This is a genomic window from Legionella navarrensis, from assembly GCF_052527415.1.
In genome coordinates, this window is sequence record NZ_JBNVZR010000008.1 from 16,462 (window position 1) to 31,846 (window position 15,385).

Consider the following 15,385-nt stretch of genomic DNA (forward strand, 5'->3'; position numbering starts at 1 on the left):
CTGGATTATGTTGAAGCGGCTGATATTATTGATGGTTATTGCCAGTTTGTTGCCGGCTTGTGTGCATCACAAACCCAAAACGGCACCTGTCGCGGCTCCGCTGGTTATGATCAAGTCTCCGCAGACCCGCTCCATGCCCTCCTTCAACCGCATACAGGTGAGTGGCGCCATCAATGTTAATCTGCATACCGGTTCTTCCCGTTCCTACGTGGTTCTGCGTGGCAATCCGCAGGATCTGGTGCAAATCTCCACCCGGGTCAGCAACAACACCCTGACTGTCATGCCGGCTGGTGGTTTTCCAAAATTCGGCGCAGTGCGGATAGACATCTACAGCCGCTATCTGAATGCCTTTACCTACCACGGCGGCGGCAGTATTAATGGCTCAAATATCAATAGTGGTCTGCTGGATTTGATCATCAGCAACCCCGGGCGCACAAAGCTGAGTGGTAACATCCATCTGCGCAGACTGGAAGTGGACGGGCCCGGTTACACGGAAATCAGCGGTGTGAATACCAACGCCCTGCAGTTGTCTCTGTCAGGAAAGGCAAAGGTGCAATTGTCTGGAATAGCCAATATTGCCAATCTCGATCTTGATGGTGATGGCTGGTTCGGCATGTACTGGGTCAAAAGCAATACGCTGACCATTCGCGCGAGGGGCCATACCTTCATACAATTAGCCGGTATTGCCAACAAACTGGATGTCGAGTTATGGGGGCATTCACATTTTAACGGTCGCTATCTGCGCTCCAGAACAGTGTTTGCCAAAACGCATAACCACTCCATAGCGGAAATAACCACGCTGGACAGGCAGCATACGCTGGCAACCGACGCCAGTGATATTTATTTCTACAAAATCCCCGAAACCAAAGCCAATTTTATGGCTTATAATGGTGCCGTTCTTGATATGCGCGGCTGGAATCCCGATGTGATTGTCAAGGATTACACCCGATACAACAAATAAGTAATGCCGTCACGCCGGAAGTGGCACGGCCGTGACGGCGTTGTTTTCCCGCATGCATTGCAAAATGGCGTCGACATCGCCGTCGAGCGGCAGCACATGAGCGGAGTTTTTCAGCCAGTGGATATTTACCTGCGCCTGATTTGCAAAGCGGGCCGCTACACAGTGAGAAGACACTACCTCGTCGTGGCAGCCAAGGAACACATCGGTTGGGCAGACTGGCGCTGCAAACTGGAACTGCCTGAGCATCGTCAGCAGCTCAACGATCGTCGAGAGCGGTAATAAACGCAGCGAAATCTCGCAATATGCCGAGGTATACAGATTACCACCTATGCTGCGAATATAGCGAAAACCAAGCCGCTGCAGGCCTTGGGCCAGAGCAATGGTTTTGTTGATGGCCAGATGAATGTCGATGGCAGGAGACAGCAGATACAGATGATGCAAGGGGAAAAGCTGGCTCAAATGACAGGCCAAAACGCCACCGAGAGACAAACCCAGCACATCAACCTGATCATATTCCTGACACAATTCGCTGCAGGTCTGTTCAACAAAACGTTTCAGGTCGTCCGCTTTCATATGAGCGAATGCGTCCAGACTGACCGCATGCCCCGGCAGCGGTGGTACCACGATGGCATCGTAGCCCTGAATATGCGGCGTCATGTAGCGAAATACCGCTGGCGTGGAGCCGAAGCCATGCAGCATGAGCAAGGCCCTGTTCTTTTTCCCATTCCGCCAGTTGATCCCTTTCAGCAATGTTGCGTTGTCCGGCGATACCGTCGAGAGATGCTGGCCGCGACGCATGCATCGAAAATCATCAAGGTTCATGGAAATATCCTTTTACAAGAGCTGTGTAGCAGAAATAAACGCCTGTATAATAATAACAGAACGTCTTGTTATACAAGTCATTTACGGAGAACCCGATCGTGTTATGGATTAACGCCGCGCATTTATGGGTCGCACTGGCCGCCACCCTTGTTCTTGTGTTGTTTCATTATGCCAGCCCATGGTTTGCCCGCAGTCTGCCTGGACGGGGACGAGCCCTGGCTTCCTTTGCCGGTGGCGTAGCGGTTGCCTATGTTTTCCTGCAGATGCTGCCGGGTCTGGTTGAATACAACAAACCCATTGGGCAGTTTTTGCTGGATAATCAGTGGCTGACCTCCTTTACCGAATTGATGATTTATATCGTCGCTTTGTTTGGCTTTTTTATATATTACGGGTTGGAGCTGTGGGCTGAGCGATTCCGCGACAAGGCGCATAAAGACAGTCTGGTGTATGGCCTGCATCTGGCCATGTTCTGCCTCTATAATTTTTTGATAACCTACACCATGTCCCTGCGCGCACAATCCAGCATCGTGGCTACGATCATCTTTACCTTCGCGATGGCGCTGCATTTTTTACTGACGGATCGCAAGTTTTCCCGTCTGTATCAGCACCGTTTCGATCACCTGGGGCGTTTCCTGCTGATATGCGCCTTGCTGGCAGGGTGGATATACTCGGTGCTATTTGATCCAGTCAACGTGCTGATTGCGGCCTTTATGACAGCTTTTCTGGCCGGTTCGGTGCTGTTGAATGTGTTTCGCGAAGAATTGCCCACCACAGGATTGACCAGTTATTGCTGGTTTTCCTGCGGTGCGCTGCTGATCAGCCTGATTTTAATGCTTCAGACCTGGGTCCTGGCCAGGCATGTGCAGCCAGAGGATATCCTGCTGTTTTCCTGACGGTGGACTCACCTACTTAAGCAACTTGTGCGGAAGGCTTTCGGTACGTCCGGCGGCGGTGATGGTGACGTAATTCAGCTTGCGCTGCAGCTCGGAAATACTGTCGGCACCGGCGTAGGTCAGTCCGGAGCGCAGTCCGCCGATAATGTCAGCGATAATCACATCCTGATCCGTACGAAGGGGCACTTCGGTTGCCACGCCTTCGGCTGTTTTCCATTCGTGCATCTGGCCAAGAAACTCTTCCTGTGCTTCGCGGGATGCCATGCCGCGGTACATTTTAACCTTACTGCCATCGGCTTTGGTTAATACCTTGCCTGGTGTCGGCTCGGTTCCAGCGAGCATGCCGCCAATCATGACAAAATCAGCGCCAAAGGCCAGTGCCTTGACGATGTCGCCGGCGCTGCGAATCCCGCCATCGGCGACAATCGAACGATCACTGCGGGCGCAATCCTGAATGCAGGTCAGCATCGGGATGCCAAAACCGGTTTTGATCCGCGTGCTGCACACAGAGCCGCCGCCAATGCCCGCCTTGATGATATCGGCGCCACAGGAGGCCAGATAATCAGCGCCGGCATAGGTCGCGACGTTACCGGCCATGATGCAGCGGCTCCCCAGCATCTGACGCAGGTTCTTAAGCGTTTTTCCCACGTATTTGGCATGCGCATGCGCCACATCGACACAGAAAAAAACCGCGCCGGCATCACGCAGGGCTTCCGCACGCTGCAACTCCTGAGTTGTGCAGCCTATCGAAACAAAGACCTGACCGGTACAGCGTTTGAAGTCAGCCACGTTGTCTTCGATCGACATGAAGCGATGCAGAGCGCCAATTCCGCCTTTGCTGTGCATGTAGTTGGCCATGCCGCTTTCTGTGATGGTATCCATATTCGAACTGATTACAGGCAGTTTCAGCGAAAGTCTGGACAGTCTGTCGGTCATGTCAATTTCGACCACGCGTCTTGATTCGTGATGGTTATAGGCCGGAACTAACAACACGTCGTCAAAGGTGATTGCCTGGATGCTCATAGTATGTTTTCCCACGTAAAAAAAAAACGCTTCGGCCCTGGAGTCGAAGCGGACTACTATAGGTGTTCGGCAGCGTAGTAGGCAAGCCTTGAGCGCTCTCCGCGGGTCAGGGTCATATGCGCACTGTATTCCCAATGCTTGAAGCGGTCCACCGCAAAGGTCAGACCGGAAGTGGTTTCTGTCAGATACGGGGTGTCTATCTGTTTGATGTCGCCGAGGCAGATGATCTTGCTGCCGGGGCCTGCCCGTGTCACCAGCGTTTTAATTTGCTTGGCCGTCAGGTTCTGCGCTTCGTCGATGATAATGAAGCGGTTTAAAAAGGTCCGGCCACGCATGAAGTTAAGCGAACGGATTTTGATTTTGCTTTGCAGCAGATCGGCTGTAGCGCCGCGGCCAAAGCTGCCTCCCTCCTGAGTGCCATGCAGAACCTCGAGATTATCCATTAACGCACCCATCCACGGCGTCATTTTTTCTTCTTCTGTGCCGGGCAGAAAGCCAATATCTTCACCTACCGGTATGGTCACGCGGGTCATGATGATTTCAGCGTAACGATTCTGATCAAGAACCTGAGTCAGGCCGGCAGCAATGGTCAGCAGTGTTTTACCCGTACCTGCCGAGCCCTGCAGGGTAAGGAAATCCACATCGGGATCCAGCAGCAGATTCAGCGAGAAGTTCTGCTCGCGGTTGCGGGCTGTAATACCCCAGACGGTGTGTTTGCTTTGTGTGAAGTCACGGGCAATCTGAACGATGGCATGATCGGTACTTATTTTCTTCACAATAGCCTGAAACTGATTATCTTCGGTACACAGGCAGTCATTCGGGTTCCAGTGCTTGATCAGTGGACCTGTAATTTTATAAAAGGTGCGGCCGCCTTCCTGCCAGGCATTCATATCTTTTGAATGCGTATCCCAGAAATTATTCTCAAGAACATGAAGACCACGGTGCAGCAGGCTGACGTCATCAACCACCTGATCATTGTAGTAATCTTCCGCGGCGATACCAAGAATACCGGCCTTGATGCGTAAGTTAATGTCTTTGGAAATAATGATAATGCTGCGTTCCGGCAGTTTTTTCTGCAGGCCCAGCGCAGTGGCCAGAATGGTATTATCTGCCTTGTGACCCGGCAGAGACGACACGTTGATCTCTTCAAAATCATCCGTCTGGAAAAACAGGCGGCCTGTACTTTTCGCCTTATCGGTTTTGTAGATCCCAGGAATAGGCAGGCCTGCTACGATCTGTTCATGACTGGCACCGCTCATCAGTTCGTCCAGCATGCGGTTGGTCTGTCGTACGTTACGGGCAATTTCAGACAACCCCGTTTTGTGGCTGTCCAGTTCTTCAAGCACCACCATGGGCAGATAAACATCGTTCTCTTCAAAGCGATAAATAGCCGACGGATCGCTCATCATGATGTTGGTGTCGAGAATAAACAGTTTTGGTCGTGTTTCGCTGGTATGCATACGTTTCCCCTAAGCCTGCAAGGCTTTTAATGTCGATAATACGGCGTCCACATGCCCGATTACGCGCACCCGGCGCCATTCATGCATAAGGATTCCTTCGGGGTTTATGATGAACGTGCTGCGCTCGATTCCGCGCATTTTTTTGCCATACATCGATTTTATTTTGATCACGTCAAATAACTGGCAAAGTGATTCGTCCGCGTCACTGATGAGATCAAAGGGGAACTCCTGTTTGCATTTGAAATTATCATGAGAGCTGATGGAGTCACGGGAAACACCCAGAACGACCGCGTTCAGAGCCTGAAACTGCGCATGGGCATCACGAAAATCCCGGCCTTCAACAGTACAGCCCGGCGTGGCATCTTTGGGGTAAAAATAAAGGACAAGCCATTTGCCTCGGTAATCGGCAAGATGCTCTTCCGGTTTACTGGTGGTACTGAAAACAACATTAGGCACCGCTTCGCCAACGATCATGAACGCTCCCTGATAAAGACAGATCAGACTTATCGTATTGCAAATTGATGTCCATAAGCAAGCCGCGCTTATATTTGTCTGATAGCCGCGAAGATTAGTGTATACTCTAAAGCATTAAGTTTTTTAAATTCAGGCAGAAAGATGACCAGTAAGAACCCTCACAGCGCGACGATTGCGCTTAATAAAAAAGCCCGTTTTGATTATTTTATCGAAAACGAGCTGGAGGCCGGCCTTGTGTTGGAAGGCTGGGAGGTGAAAAGCCTGCGCGCCGGCCGAATCAATTTATCCGATGCGCATGTGATCGTGAAATACGGCGAAGCATTTTTGCTGGGAGCGCAGATACAGCCCTTAAACACAGCCGCGACTCACCTGCACCCGGATCCCACGCGCACACGCAAACTGCTGTTAAACCGCAGAGAGCTGAATCAGTTGATTGGCAGCGTGGAACGGCAGGGGTATACGCTGATTCCCCTGTCGCTTTACTGGGGCAGGAACCGCGTAAAAATGAAACTGGCGCTGGCCAAGGGTAAAAAAGTGCATGACAAGCGGGATGCCGTTAAGGATCGCGACTGGAAGCGCGATAAGGAAAGGATCATGAAAAAATCCTGACACAGCTGATCGTGTATCCAGTAGCGATTTTTTTATGAGCAAATTGTTTGACAGTAAAAAGTTTTCAGGGGTAATCTTGGGGCCATGAAAACATGGACCGAACATACATAACATTCAATGGAGAGATCGTATGTCATATCGCGCAAGGACGAGTCTGCTGTCGGGTATTGCAGGACTGTGCCTGTCGTTCAATCTGCAGGCTGCTGCACCCGTTACCTCAATGGTCGTTTTCGGTGACAGCCTTTCCGACATTGGAAACACAACCCATTTACTGAAAAGTCTGAGAAAAGACGAGAGCCCATCCTATCTTGTTAAACCGCTGAAAACATTTGTTCTCAATAAAATGAACGAGTTTGCCGATTCCTGGTATGTGCCGACTGCGGTACTGAATGCCGGCATCGAGCTGGTGACCGCCTTTTTTGACGAAGAACTGGCTCCCATGCTGGCGTCGATTGTAACCAAGGTGCGCAGCGTTCCCGTTCTGCCCGGCGACCCATACTGGCAATCACGTTTTTCCAACGGACGCGTCTGGAATGAGTATCTGGCCGGAATGCTGTTCATTGATAAGGAAGACACCAGATACTTTAATAACCAGGCTTTTGGCGGCAGTTGGGCGCAAACCTACGATTACCAGCTGACCACCTGGAATCTGATTCGTCATCCCATCAACTCCCTCAAGGCGCTGGTCGTGGGTAAGCTGATTCCACCCAGTCTGGGATTGACGGTTCAGGCGTATCTGCTGACCCATCCGAAACTGGACAATAAAACGGTGTATTTTGTCTTTTCCGGTGGCAACGATTATCTGAATGCCCTGCGTTTTGAGGAGAATTATGACACCGATCTGATGAGTGATTACGTAGATAACGTGATTGGCAGCATTGACAGCTCGGTTCATAAGCTGACCCGCGCCGGAGCAAGACACGTTGTCATTCTCGGATTGCCCTCTGTGGCCTGGTCACCAAAATTTGCCAACACATCTGACCGGGATGTCATTGACGTCGCCATACGCTGGCACAATGAACGCCTGGCAGACAAGGTTGTCGAATGGCAGGGCGATGAGTCTGAGGTTGATTATACGTACATCGATCTGCAGACATTCCTCGCCAGGGCCTTTGATAAACCCCAGGATTATGGACTGGCGAATACCAGCGATGCCTGTATTGACGTGAAGCTGCCCATGTTTGCCGGCCTGGCCCAATCGCCGTTTGCCGGAAATTTTGTGCTGGAATATGCACAGGTACTGAACTATCGCGATTCTTCGTTTGCGGCGGGCGAGAAAAATTTCAATGTCTGTGAAAAACCGGATGAATATCTGTTCTGGGATGAAGTCCATCCTGGCACGCGCGCACACAACCTGCTGGCCTGGGATATCTGCAAGGTTCTGAACGCACACGGTTATGAAACGGATTGTCAAAAGCCAGCCTTTGTCAAGGCCGGTGCCTGAAAATCAACCTGATTCCTCTAAAAGGTCAGCTCTGCTGCCTTCACCCTCAAGGGAGAAGGCAGCAGATCGTGCCAACTGATTAACTTCAGTTCAAATTAAAATGGGACAGCCCTGATGGGCGATCCTCCTCTGCTTTTCATAGCCCAGGATTTAAGGCATACTTGATCTTTTTCCCACCTGTTCTCCAGTGTGGGTGTATACTGTATAAATACAGTCCATTTTAATTGACGCCTGTTCTCGATTAAAACGAGGACGATTACTGGATATTGTAAGGAGTAAAGGCTATGTGTGGGATTGTTGGTGCCGTATCTCAGCGTGATATCAGTCGAGTTTTGCTGGAAGGATTACGTCGACTTGAGTATCGTGGCTACGATTCTGCGGGTATTGCCGTACTGGATGCAGCTGGCCGATTGAAACGGGTGCGCGTGCAGGGAAAGGTACAGGCACTGGCCGATGCCATGCAGGAGACCTCTATAACCGGCAACACCGGTGTTGCGCATACGCGCTGGGCAACACATGGCAGACCTTCTGAGCAAAACGCTCACCCTCACATGTCCAATGGTCAGATTGCCGTTGTGCATAACGGCATCATCGAAAACCACGAACAGCTCCGTCACTATCTGCGTTCTATCGGCTATGAATTTACATCAGAAACAGATACCGAAGTTGCGGCACATCTGATTCATTACCACTATCAGCAACATGAAGATCTGCTGCTGGCCGTCCAGGAAGCCGCCATGCAGATGCACGGTGCTTTCGCGCTGGGGGTGATTCATCAGCTGCGCACACAGGAATTGATTGCAGTTCGCCGTGGCAGTCCGCTGGTGGTCGGCCTTGGTATTGATGAACAGTTTATTGCATCCGATGCCATGGCGCTGCGTTCTTTCGCGCAGGATGTCATTTACCTGGAAGAGGGCGACAGTGTCCGTTTATGTCGCGGTCAGGTGGAGATTTTCGATGACGAGAACAATCCTGTGATTCGCCAGAAACATCCCCTGGATGAAGAAAGCCAGGCTGTCACAAAAGGCCCCTACCGCCATTTCATGCTCAAGGAAATTTACGAGCAGACCAAAGTACTGGCCGATACACTCGAAGGTCGGACAGCAACACTGGACGTGCTGAGACGCAGTTATGGTGAAAAGGCATCTGAGTTATTCACTCGAGTGAAAAATATCCATATCGTAGCCTGTGGAACCAGTTACCACGCAGGGATGGTTGCGCGCTACTGGCTGGAGTCGCTGGCCGGCCTGCCAACGCAGGTTGAAATAGCCAGTGAGTATCGCTACCGTGATGTGGTTGTTCCTGAAAATACCCTGTTTATTACGGTGTCACAGTCGGGTGAAACGGCAGATACCCTGGCGGCTCTGCATAAAGCCAAGTCAATGAACTACCTCGGCAGTCTGGCGATTTGCAACGTAGCTACCAGTTCCATGGTGCGCGAAGCCGATGCGGTCTTTTTAACCCGTGCCGGCGCGGAAATAGGGGTTGCTTCAACCAAGGCATTTACCACGCAGCTGGCCGCCTTTCTGATGCTGTCTGCGGCACTGTGCCCCGACGAGCGGGCACACACGGTGCTTGATCAGATCCGTGAACTGCCATCCAGTTGTGAGCGCGCCCTCCTGATTAACAGCAAGATCGAATCTCTGGCGAAAACCTTTGTCAATAAGGCGCACGCCCTGTTCCTCGGGCGTGGTGTTCAGTATCCCGTTGCGATGGAAGGTGCGCTGAAGCTGAAGGAAATCTCCTATATTCATGCCGAAGCCTATCCGGCAGGGGAGTTAAAGCATGGCCCACTGGCTCTGGTTGACAAAGACATGCCCGTGATTGCGGTTGCTCCTAACGATGAGTTACTGGACAAGTTAAAATCCAACCTGCACGAAGTCAACGCCCGAGGCGGTCAGCTGATTGTCTTCGTTGACGACGCTCAGGCATGGCCCGTCAATGGCGCCATTCTGATTCCGGTTCCTGCCTGCAGCAGCTGGATTGCTCCGATTATTTACACTATTCCACTGCAGTTACTGGCCTATCATGTGGCGGTTGCCAAAGGAACCGATGTTGATCAGCCACGTAATCTTGCCAAATCCGTTACCGTGGAGTAATGCTTCAGCCGTCACATTCATCCGTTCAGCTCACATTACAAGAGGTAATGATGGGCGGAACCGGGTGGCGCGTGACGGCAATGTTCAAAGATTAACAAATACTCGCAAAATACCCAGGTAGGGGTATATAATGCGTGCTGGTTTTTATACAGTGTTTTTGGGGATGTTAATGGCTCAAGCGATAATCTCGGCTGCAGCGATAATTGCGCAGGAACTTAAGGTTAAGGTTTCACAGGTAGAAACAACCATTCGTTTGCTTGATGAGGGAGCGACCGTCCCCTTCATTGCTCGCTATCGTAAAGAAGCTACCGAGGGTCTTGACGATACTCAGCTGCGTCTTTTATCTGAGCGTCTTTACTATATCCGGGAGCTGGATGAACGCAGAAACGTGGTCCTGCAATCCATTCGTGAGCAGGAAAAACTCACACCTGAACTGGAACAGCAGATTCTGGCAGCAGACAGTAAAACGCGTCTCGAAGACCTGTATCTGCCGTATCGACCCAAACGACGAACCAAGGCGCAGATAGCCCGGGAATCCGGCCTGCAGCCACTGGCCGACGCCATTTTAAGCGATCCATCCCTCGATCCGGAGACTCAGGCTCAGGCCTTTGTCAATCCGGAACTTGCTGTCCCAGACAGCAAGGCCGCGCTGGAAGGCGCCCGTCAGATTTTAATGGAAAACTTTGCTGAGCATCCGGATCTGGTCAATGAACTGCGCGAGTATCTGTGGCAAAACGGGGTATTGAAATCCGTAGCCAGCCAGAACACAACCAGTAAAAAAGCAACCATTAATAAATTTACCGATTATTTTAATTACGAAGAGCTGGTTAAAAAGATTCCTTCTCATCGAGCCCTTGCTCTGTTTCGCGGGCGTCGTGAGGGAGTGCTGCAGCTGAGCCTGTGTCTGCCCACCGATGCCGAGTATGGTGAAAAGCGCATGGCCGCCTTTTTCAATATCGCCGATCAGCAGCGCGCAGCCGATGCCTGGCTGCTCGATACGGTCCGCATGACCTGGAAAGTGAAACTGTTTACCAAGCTGGAGCTGGAGCTCCTGTCGCGTCTGCGTGAGTCTGCAGATGAAGAAGCGATTCATGTGTTTGCAAGAAACCTGCGTGATTTATTACTGGCTGCCCCAGCCGGACAGAAAGTTACCATTGGACTGGATCCAGGTATTCGTACCGGTGTGAAAGCCGTTGTTGTCGATGTCACGGGCAAAGTACTTGATTACGCCACCGTGTTTCCATTCGCACCGCAGAATGAATGGCATCAGGCCATCGCCGAACTGGCACGCCTGGCCGCCAGACATAATGCCACACTCATCAGTATTGGTAATGGAACCGGCTCAAGGGAAACCGAGCGTCTGGTCGGTGATTTAATGAAAATGTACCCTGACCTGACTCTGGCTAAAATCACCGTCAGCGAAGCCGGAGCCTCGGTGTATTCGGCCTCGCAGCTGGCTGCTGACGAATTTCCTGATCTGGACGTCAGTATCCGCGGCGCGGTGTCCATCGCCAGACGCCTGCAGGACCCCCTGGCTGAGCTGGTAAAAATCGAACCTAAGGCTATTGGCGTGGGTCAGTATCAACACGACGTCAACCAGAACCGTCTGGCACGCAGTCTGGATGCTGTGGTAGAGGACTGCGTGAATTCGGTTGGCGTGGATGTGAACACAGCTTCCGTCGCTCTGCTGACCAAGGTATCGGGCCTGAACGAAACGCTGGCTAAAAATCTGGTCGCCTGGCGGGACGAACACGGCGTGTTCGTCAATCGCGAGCAGCTGAAAAATGTACCCCGTATGGGCGAGAAGAGTTTTCAGCAGGCGGCAGGATTCCTGCGGATTATGAACGGCGACAATCCACTGGATGCGTCATCTGTTCATCCGGAAGCCTATCCCCTGGTTGAAAAAATTCTGGCCGGACAAAAAGTCGATCTGGCCGCTATTATTGGCAACCACGGCTTGTTGAACAGCGTGAATGCAGCAAACTATGTCGATGAGCATTTCGGCCTGCCAACCATTCAGGATGTGCTGAAAGAGCTGGAAAAACCCGGTCGTGACCCGCGTCCACAGTTCAAGACTGCCAGTTTCAAAGAAGGCGTGGAAGACATCAAAGACCTGCATGAGGGGATGATTCTTGAAGGCGTTGTCAGTAACGTGACTAATTTTGGTGCCTTCGTGGACATTGGTGTACATCAGGACGGTCTGGTGCATATTTCAGCGATGACCAATCGTTTCATCAGCGATCCGCATACTTTGGTCAAAGCGGGTGATATTGTCACCGTTAAGGTCGTTGAAGTAGACAAAGAGCGCCGCCGCATTGGCCTGAGCATGCGCCTGGATACTGAAAAAGCACCTGTTGTGCAACAGAAAAAAACAACAAAACCGGCTCCGTCAGCCAAAGCAGCGCCGATAAAGAAAGCCATGCCTCACAGCAGAAAACCAGAGCAGGACAAAAAACCTGCTGTGGCCAAAAAAGGCGTCTTTAACACGGCCATGGCAGATGCGCTGGCCAAACTGAAGCGTGGCTCATGAGTACGTCTGTTCCACGTGGTGAAATCACCATCCAGACGCTGGCCATGCCTGCCGATACCAATGCCAATGGCGATATCTTCGGTGGCTGGCTGGTATCGCAAATGGACCTGGCGGCTGGTGTTCTGGCAAAAAAAATAGCCCAGGGTCGGGTAGCAACGGTAGCGATTCATTCCATGACCTTTCTTAAGCCCGTACATGTAGGCGACGTGGTCAGCTGTCATGTCGATCTGGTGAAACAGGGCAATACGTCTATTACCATTGCGGTTGAAGTATGGGCAGAGCCCGCTATCAGTCAGGGGCGTTTCTGTGTGACCGAGGGTACCTTCGTGTTTGTCGCCATCGATGAGCATGGAAAGCCAAGACAGGTCCCCAAAAACACATGAGTGATCAAGCCGACAGTCTGCAGCAATGGATAAGTGAAATTGCCGGGCTTATCGAGGCAGATGCCAGTCCTGAACCGCAGCACTTTATCTCCTTTCTGCACGAGCCCGGTCTGGTTGTGCAGCTGGTTGATATCATCAATGCCATGGATGAAGCGGAAGCTGACGAAGGAAATTCACTGTATTCGGCGTGCATATTTGCCATCGATATCTGCGTTGCCCAGCTGCAGTCGGCACAGGAAACCGGTTATAAGCTGGGGGACAAGGTGTTGAATCAGCTGATGCATCGCCTCGCGCTTGCCATCCGTGCTGGCAGGCACAGCTTAAGCTTCTGGCTGCCTGTCCTGAATGCCTTTTATGATGTTCATGTTGAATTATCGTCTGAATTACGCGATGCCTATCTTGATTTAGCCGGACAGGACGACGAGTCCGTGGACGAAGAGGATCATCTGGAAGCTATTCGCAGCATGATAGAAGAGTTATCGGATATGTCTGTTTTTGATATCGCGGATAATTTTTTTGCTCAAAGTCACGCGATGCCCGTAGAATTTTTTGCTGACCTGATTATTGATCTGTGCAGCCTGAATGAGGGGCATGACATTGCCCTGCTGGCTCTGCTGCACCCGAAGCCTGATGTGCGGGAAATGGTCATTTCTACCCTCGATCACCTGATCGCGACGATTACCCTGAGTTCCGAATCTCTGACCCGTTTATCGGCCATCAAGAGCTGGTATCCTGCTGCCTGTCATGAACATTTTAATCACTGGATTAAGTTGCAGCGAATGAAGGGCGTGGTATTTCAAAAAGCGGCCAAAGCGCCCACGATACAAATCAAGGCGACAGAAGTTGATGGCACCGGCGCGCAGGGCCTGTTTATTCACGTCCGGCAAGGGCGGCGCAATCGCCTGTGCGGTCTGTTGTTCAAAGAGGGTGTTGGCATCAAGGATGCCTGGATAACCCCTGTCATGACAGCTGCAGAAGCAAAGGCCTATTACCAGGAAGCGTTTGATGAGACGGTGACGGTGCGTAACGTGGATGAGGATTACCTCACCTTAATCACGAATCATTTCCTGGACGTGACCATCGCTCAGCAGACAATGCCGGATTTGCATTTACTGGAAATCCAGGAGATGACCGGCATTCATTTTGTGCCGGAACGTATGGACGTAGACAGTATCATCAATGAGTTAAGCGTGCAGATAGTGCCCTTCACGCAGGAAATCGTAGCGGCATCGTTCAAGCGCTCCCTTGCCTGGCTGGATGATAAGCAGTTTACGGAGTCCTGGTACACCGAAAATGCCCACATTGATAAACTGGTTAACCGCTGCAGCAGCTTCGTTAATGGCGTCAGGGTCTGTAATATTGACGAAGCCGTTAATGCTGTATTTGAGCAGGAACTGGAAAGGCATCGTGATAAATGGCTGTTTCATTTTCTCTGGATCAGTCTGTGGTTAAAATCACGGGGTCGAAAAAATGAAAAAACCTGGCAGGATAGCTTTTTTATTGCTCATGCCATTCACTCCGGTTTATCCTTAACAGAAATTCCGGTCATGCATGAAATTTGCCGCCAGACCGTGGTGAACAGTATCGAAACAATGAATGAACGTCGCACTCACTTGAGCCAGGAGTAGCGGCCAGCACAAACCATGTTGCAGCAGCCTGTACAGGAGAATAGATCTCATGCGTGATAATTTGATGAATATTCGTAACCTGCCTAAAAATATTCTATTAAATCTGGGTAGATTAATTGTGAATCGCATTGGCGGCGATCCTCACGCTAATATGATTACCCGCGATATTATGGGTTACTTTCAGCCCGGCAAAGCCTATCAGCTGATCAATCATTCCCATCATGGTGATTTGGATGTTGAGTTCAGAGAAGTCAGTCCTCTTGACGCGGGAAGCCCGGCCAAACGGCCAGATATCTCGACGCCCCCGGCGCATGCCTGTTTGTCTGGGCGTTGGATTTCAGAAGAAAGTATTGTTGAAACCGATGCAAACATTCTGGGTGGCCTCGGTAGACTGCTGATTGATAATCAGACCATTGAAATACCGGTGGTCACGGCCACCCGCGAAAACCTCGCCTATTACAATGCCTCACTGCTGGCCATTGGCGATACATTGTGTCTGGAATCGGAAGAAAATCTGCCGGTAACACTGGTTCATGTGGGCAAAAACTACGTGAGCAATTACCTGACCCAACAGCAATATGGTGGTGGAGAATACATCGAATATCACGATCAGCCACACTTCTGGATGCCGCGCGCACCGCATTGCAGCGGACATATTCTCCTGGGCAGACAGGAGAAGGAAAGCTTTCATTTTACCGGTTTTCGCATTCCCTTTGGTTTTGCTGTGTACATGAGCCCCTACACGCTGCATTCCGATGCTTACCTGGTCGGGGATTTTATTGTTGTGTACACGATTTCCAAAAAATACTCCACGGTTGTTGTACGCGATAAAAACAGCGCGCTCAAACCCATACAGTTTGTTCTGGATGGTGTAGGAGCCTGAGCCTGCCCATGCTCTGTGGATAATTTTGTTCATAATTTTGTTTCCGGTCAGAAAAAATGAGCATAAAAATTATAACTTAATGATATATATAGAAAAAAATCAATAAGTTCACAGCATCCCAAGCCACTGTCAGCTGTTGATAAGTCTGTGAGTTGTCAGGTAATACTGGTAGATAA

Annotated in this window: 13 protein-coding genes; 9 read left to right on the forward strand and 4 right to left on the reverse strand. The window is 50.9% G+C overall.

From position 1 onward, the window contains the following. Positions 1 to 7: 7 nt before the first annotated feature. A complete protein-coding gene (locus ACQUTA_RS06355; RefSeq protein WP_444987386.1) occupies positions 8 to 961 on the forward strand; it encodes a GIN domain-containing protein in 954 nt (317 codons plus the stop codon). Positions 962 to 970: 9 nt separating this feature from the next. Here the strand turns inward: ACQUTA_RS06355 and ACQUTA_RS06360 are convergent, their stop codons facing one another. Next, positions 971 to 1,783 (reverse strand): alpha/beta hydrolase, encoded by an 813-nt coding sequence (locus ACQUTA_RS06360; protein WP_444987387.1) that lies wholly within the window; start codon positions 1,781 to 1,783, stop codon positions 971 to 973. Between the two features lie 98 nt (positions 1,784 to 1,881). Here ACQUTA_RS06360 and ACQUTA_RS06365 point away from each other — a divergent pair, with 98 nt between their 5' ends. Further along, positions 1,882 to 2,676, forward strand: coding sequence for a hypothetical protein (locus ACQUTA_RS06365; RefSeq protein ID WP_444987388.1), 795 nt, complete (start codon positions 1,882 to 1,884; stop codon positions 2,674 to 2,676). Between the two features lie 12 nt (positions 2,677 to 2,688). On the opposite strand, the gene ACQUTA_RS06370 is transcribed toward ACQUTA_RS06365, so the two are convergent. From ACQUTA_RS06370 to ACQUTA_RS06380, 3 genes are read right to left on the reverse strand one after another with little or no spacing between them, the layout of a single operon-like run. Beyond that, complete coding sequence (locus tag ACQUTA_RS06370) at positions 2,689 to 3,699, reverse strand: guanosine monophosphate reductase (protein ID WP_444987389.1); 1,011 nt, start codon at positions 3,697 to 3,699, stop codon at positions 2,689 to 2,691. Positions 3,700 to 3,755: 56 nt separating this feature from the next. Next, on the reverse strand, positions 3,756 to 5,159 hold the full coding sequence (locus ACQUTA_RS06375; RefSeq protein ID WP_444987390.1) for a PhoH family protein: 1,404 nt from the start codon (positions 5,157 to 5,159) through the stop codon (positions 3,756 to 3,758). A 9-nt stretch (positions 5,160 to 5,168) separates the two neighbouring features. Beyond that, positions 5,169 to 5,633, reverse strand: coding sequence for a peroxiredoxin (locus ACQUTA_RS06380; protein ID WP_444987391.1), 465 nt, complete (start codon positions 5,631 to 5,633; stop codon positions 5,169 to 5,171). Between the two features lie 141 nt (positions 5,634 to 5,774). On the opposite strand from ACQUTA_RS06380, the gene smpB reads away from it, so the two are divergent. From smpB to ACQUTA_RS06415, 7 genes are all read left to right on the forward strand, one after another. Beyond that, the gene (gene smpB / locus ACQUTA_RS06385) at positions 5,775 to 6,242 is read left to right on the forward strand and encodes an SsrA-binding protein SmpB (RefSeq protein ID WP_444987392.1); all 468 of its coding nucleotides are present in this window, start codon (positions 5,775 to 5,777) and stop codon (positions 6,240 to 6,242) included. 130 nt (positions 6,243 to 6,372) lie between these two features. Beyond that, positions 6,373 to 7,686 carry a lysophospholipase/glycerophospholipid:cholesterol acyltransferase PlaC gene (plaC, locus tag ACQUTA_RS06390; protein ID WP_444987393.1) on the forward strand — a complete coding sequence of 438 codons (1,314 nt, stop codon included), beginning with the start codon at positions 6,373 to 6,375 and terminating at the stop codon, positions 7,684 to 7,686. 284 nt (positions 7,687 to 7,970) lie between these two features. Continuing rightward, entirely contained in the window at positions 7,971 to 9,785 is a 1,815-nt protein-coding gene (gene glmS, locus ACQUTA_RS06395; protein WP_444987394.1) for a glutamine--fructose-6-phosphate transaminase (isomerizing), read from the forward strand. A 169-nt stretch (positions 9,786 to 9,954) separates the two neighbouring features. Continuing rightward, positions 9,955 to 12,315 carry a Tex family protein gene (locus ACQUTA_RS06400; RefSeq protein ID WP_444987395.1) on the forward strand — a complete coding sequence of 787 codons (2,361 nt, stop codon included), beginning with the start codon at positions 9,955 to 9,957 and terminating at the stop codon, positions 12,313 to 12,315. Next, the gene (gene yciA, locus ACQUTA_RS06405) at positions 12,312 to 12,698 is read left to right on the forward strand and encodes an acyl-CoA thioester hydrolase YciA (RefSeq protein WP_444987396.1); all 387 of its coding nucleotides are present in this window, start codon (positions 12,312 to 12,314) and stop codon (positions 12,696 to 12,698) included. Before ACQUTA_RS06400 ends, yciA begins: the two co-directional genes overlap by 4 nt. Continuing rightward, on the forward strand, positions 12,695 to 14,326 hold the full coding sequence (locus tag ACQUTA_RS06410) for a Y4lR C-terminal helical domain-containing protein (RefSeq protein WP_444987397.1): 1,632 nt from the start codon (positions 12,695 to 12,697) through the stop codon (positions 14,324 to 14,326). Before yciA ends, ACQUTA_RS06410 begins: the two co-directional genes overlap by 4 nt. Positions 14,327 to 14,375: 49 nt before the next feature. Beyond that, complete coding sequence (locus tag ACQUTA_RS06415) at positions 14,376 to 15,209, forward strand: hypothetical protein (protein ID WP_444987398.1); 834 nt, start codon at positions 14,376 to 14,378, stop codon at positions 15,207 to 15,209. Positions 15,210 to 15,385: the final 176 nt, after the last annotated feature.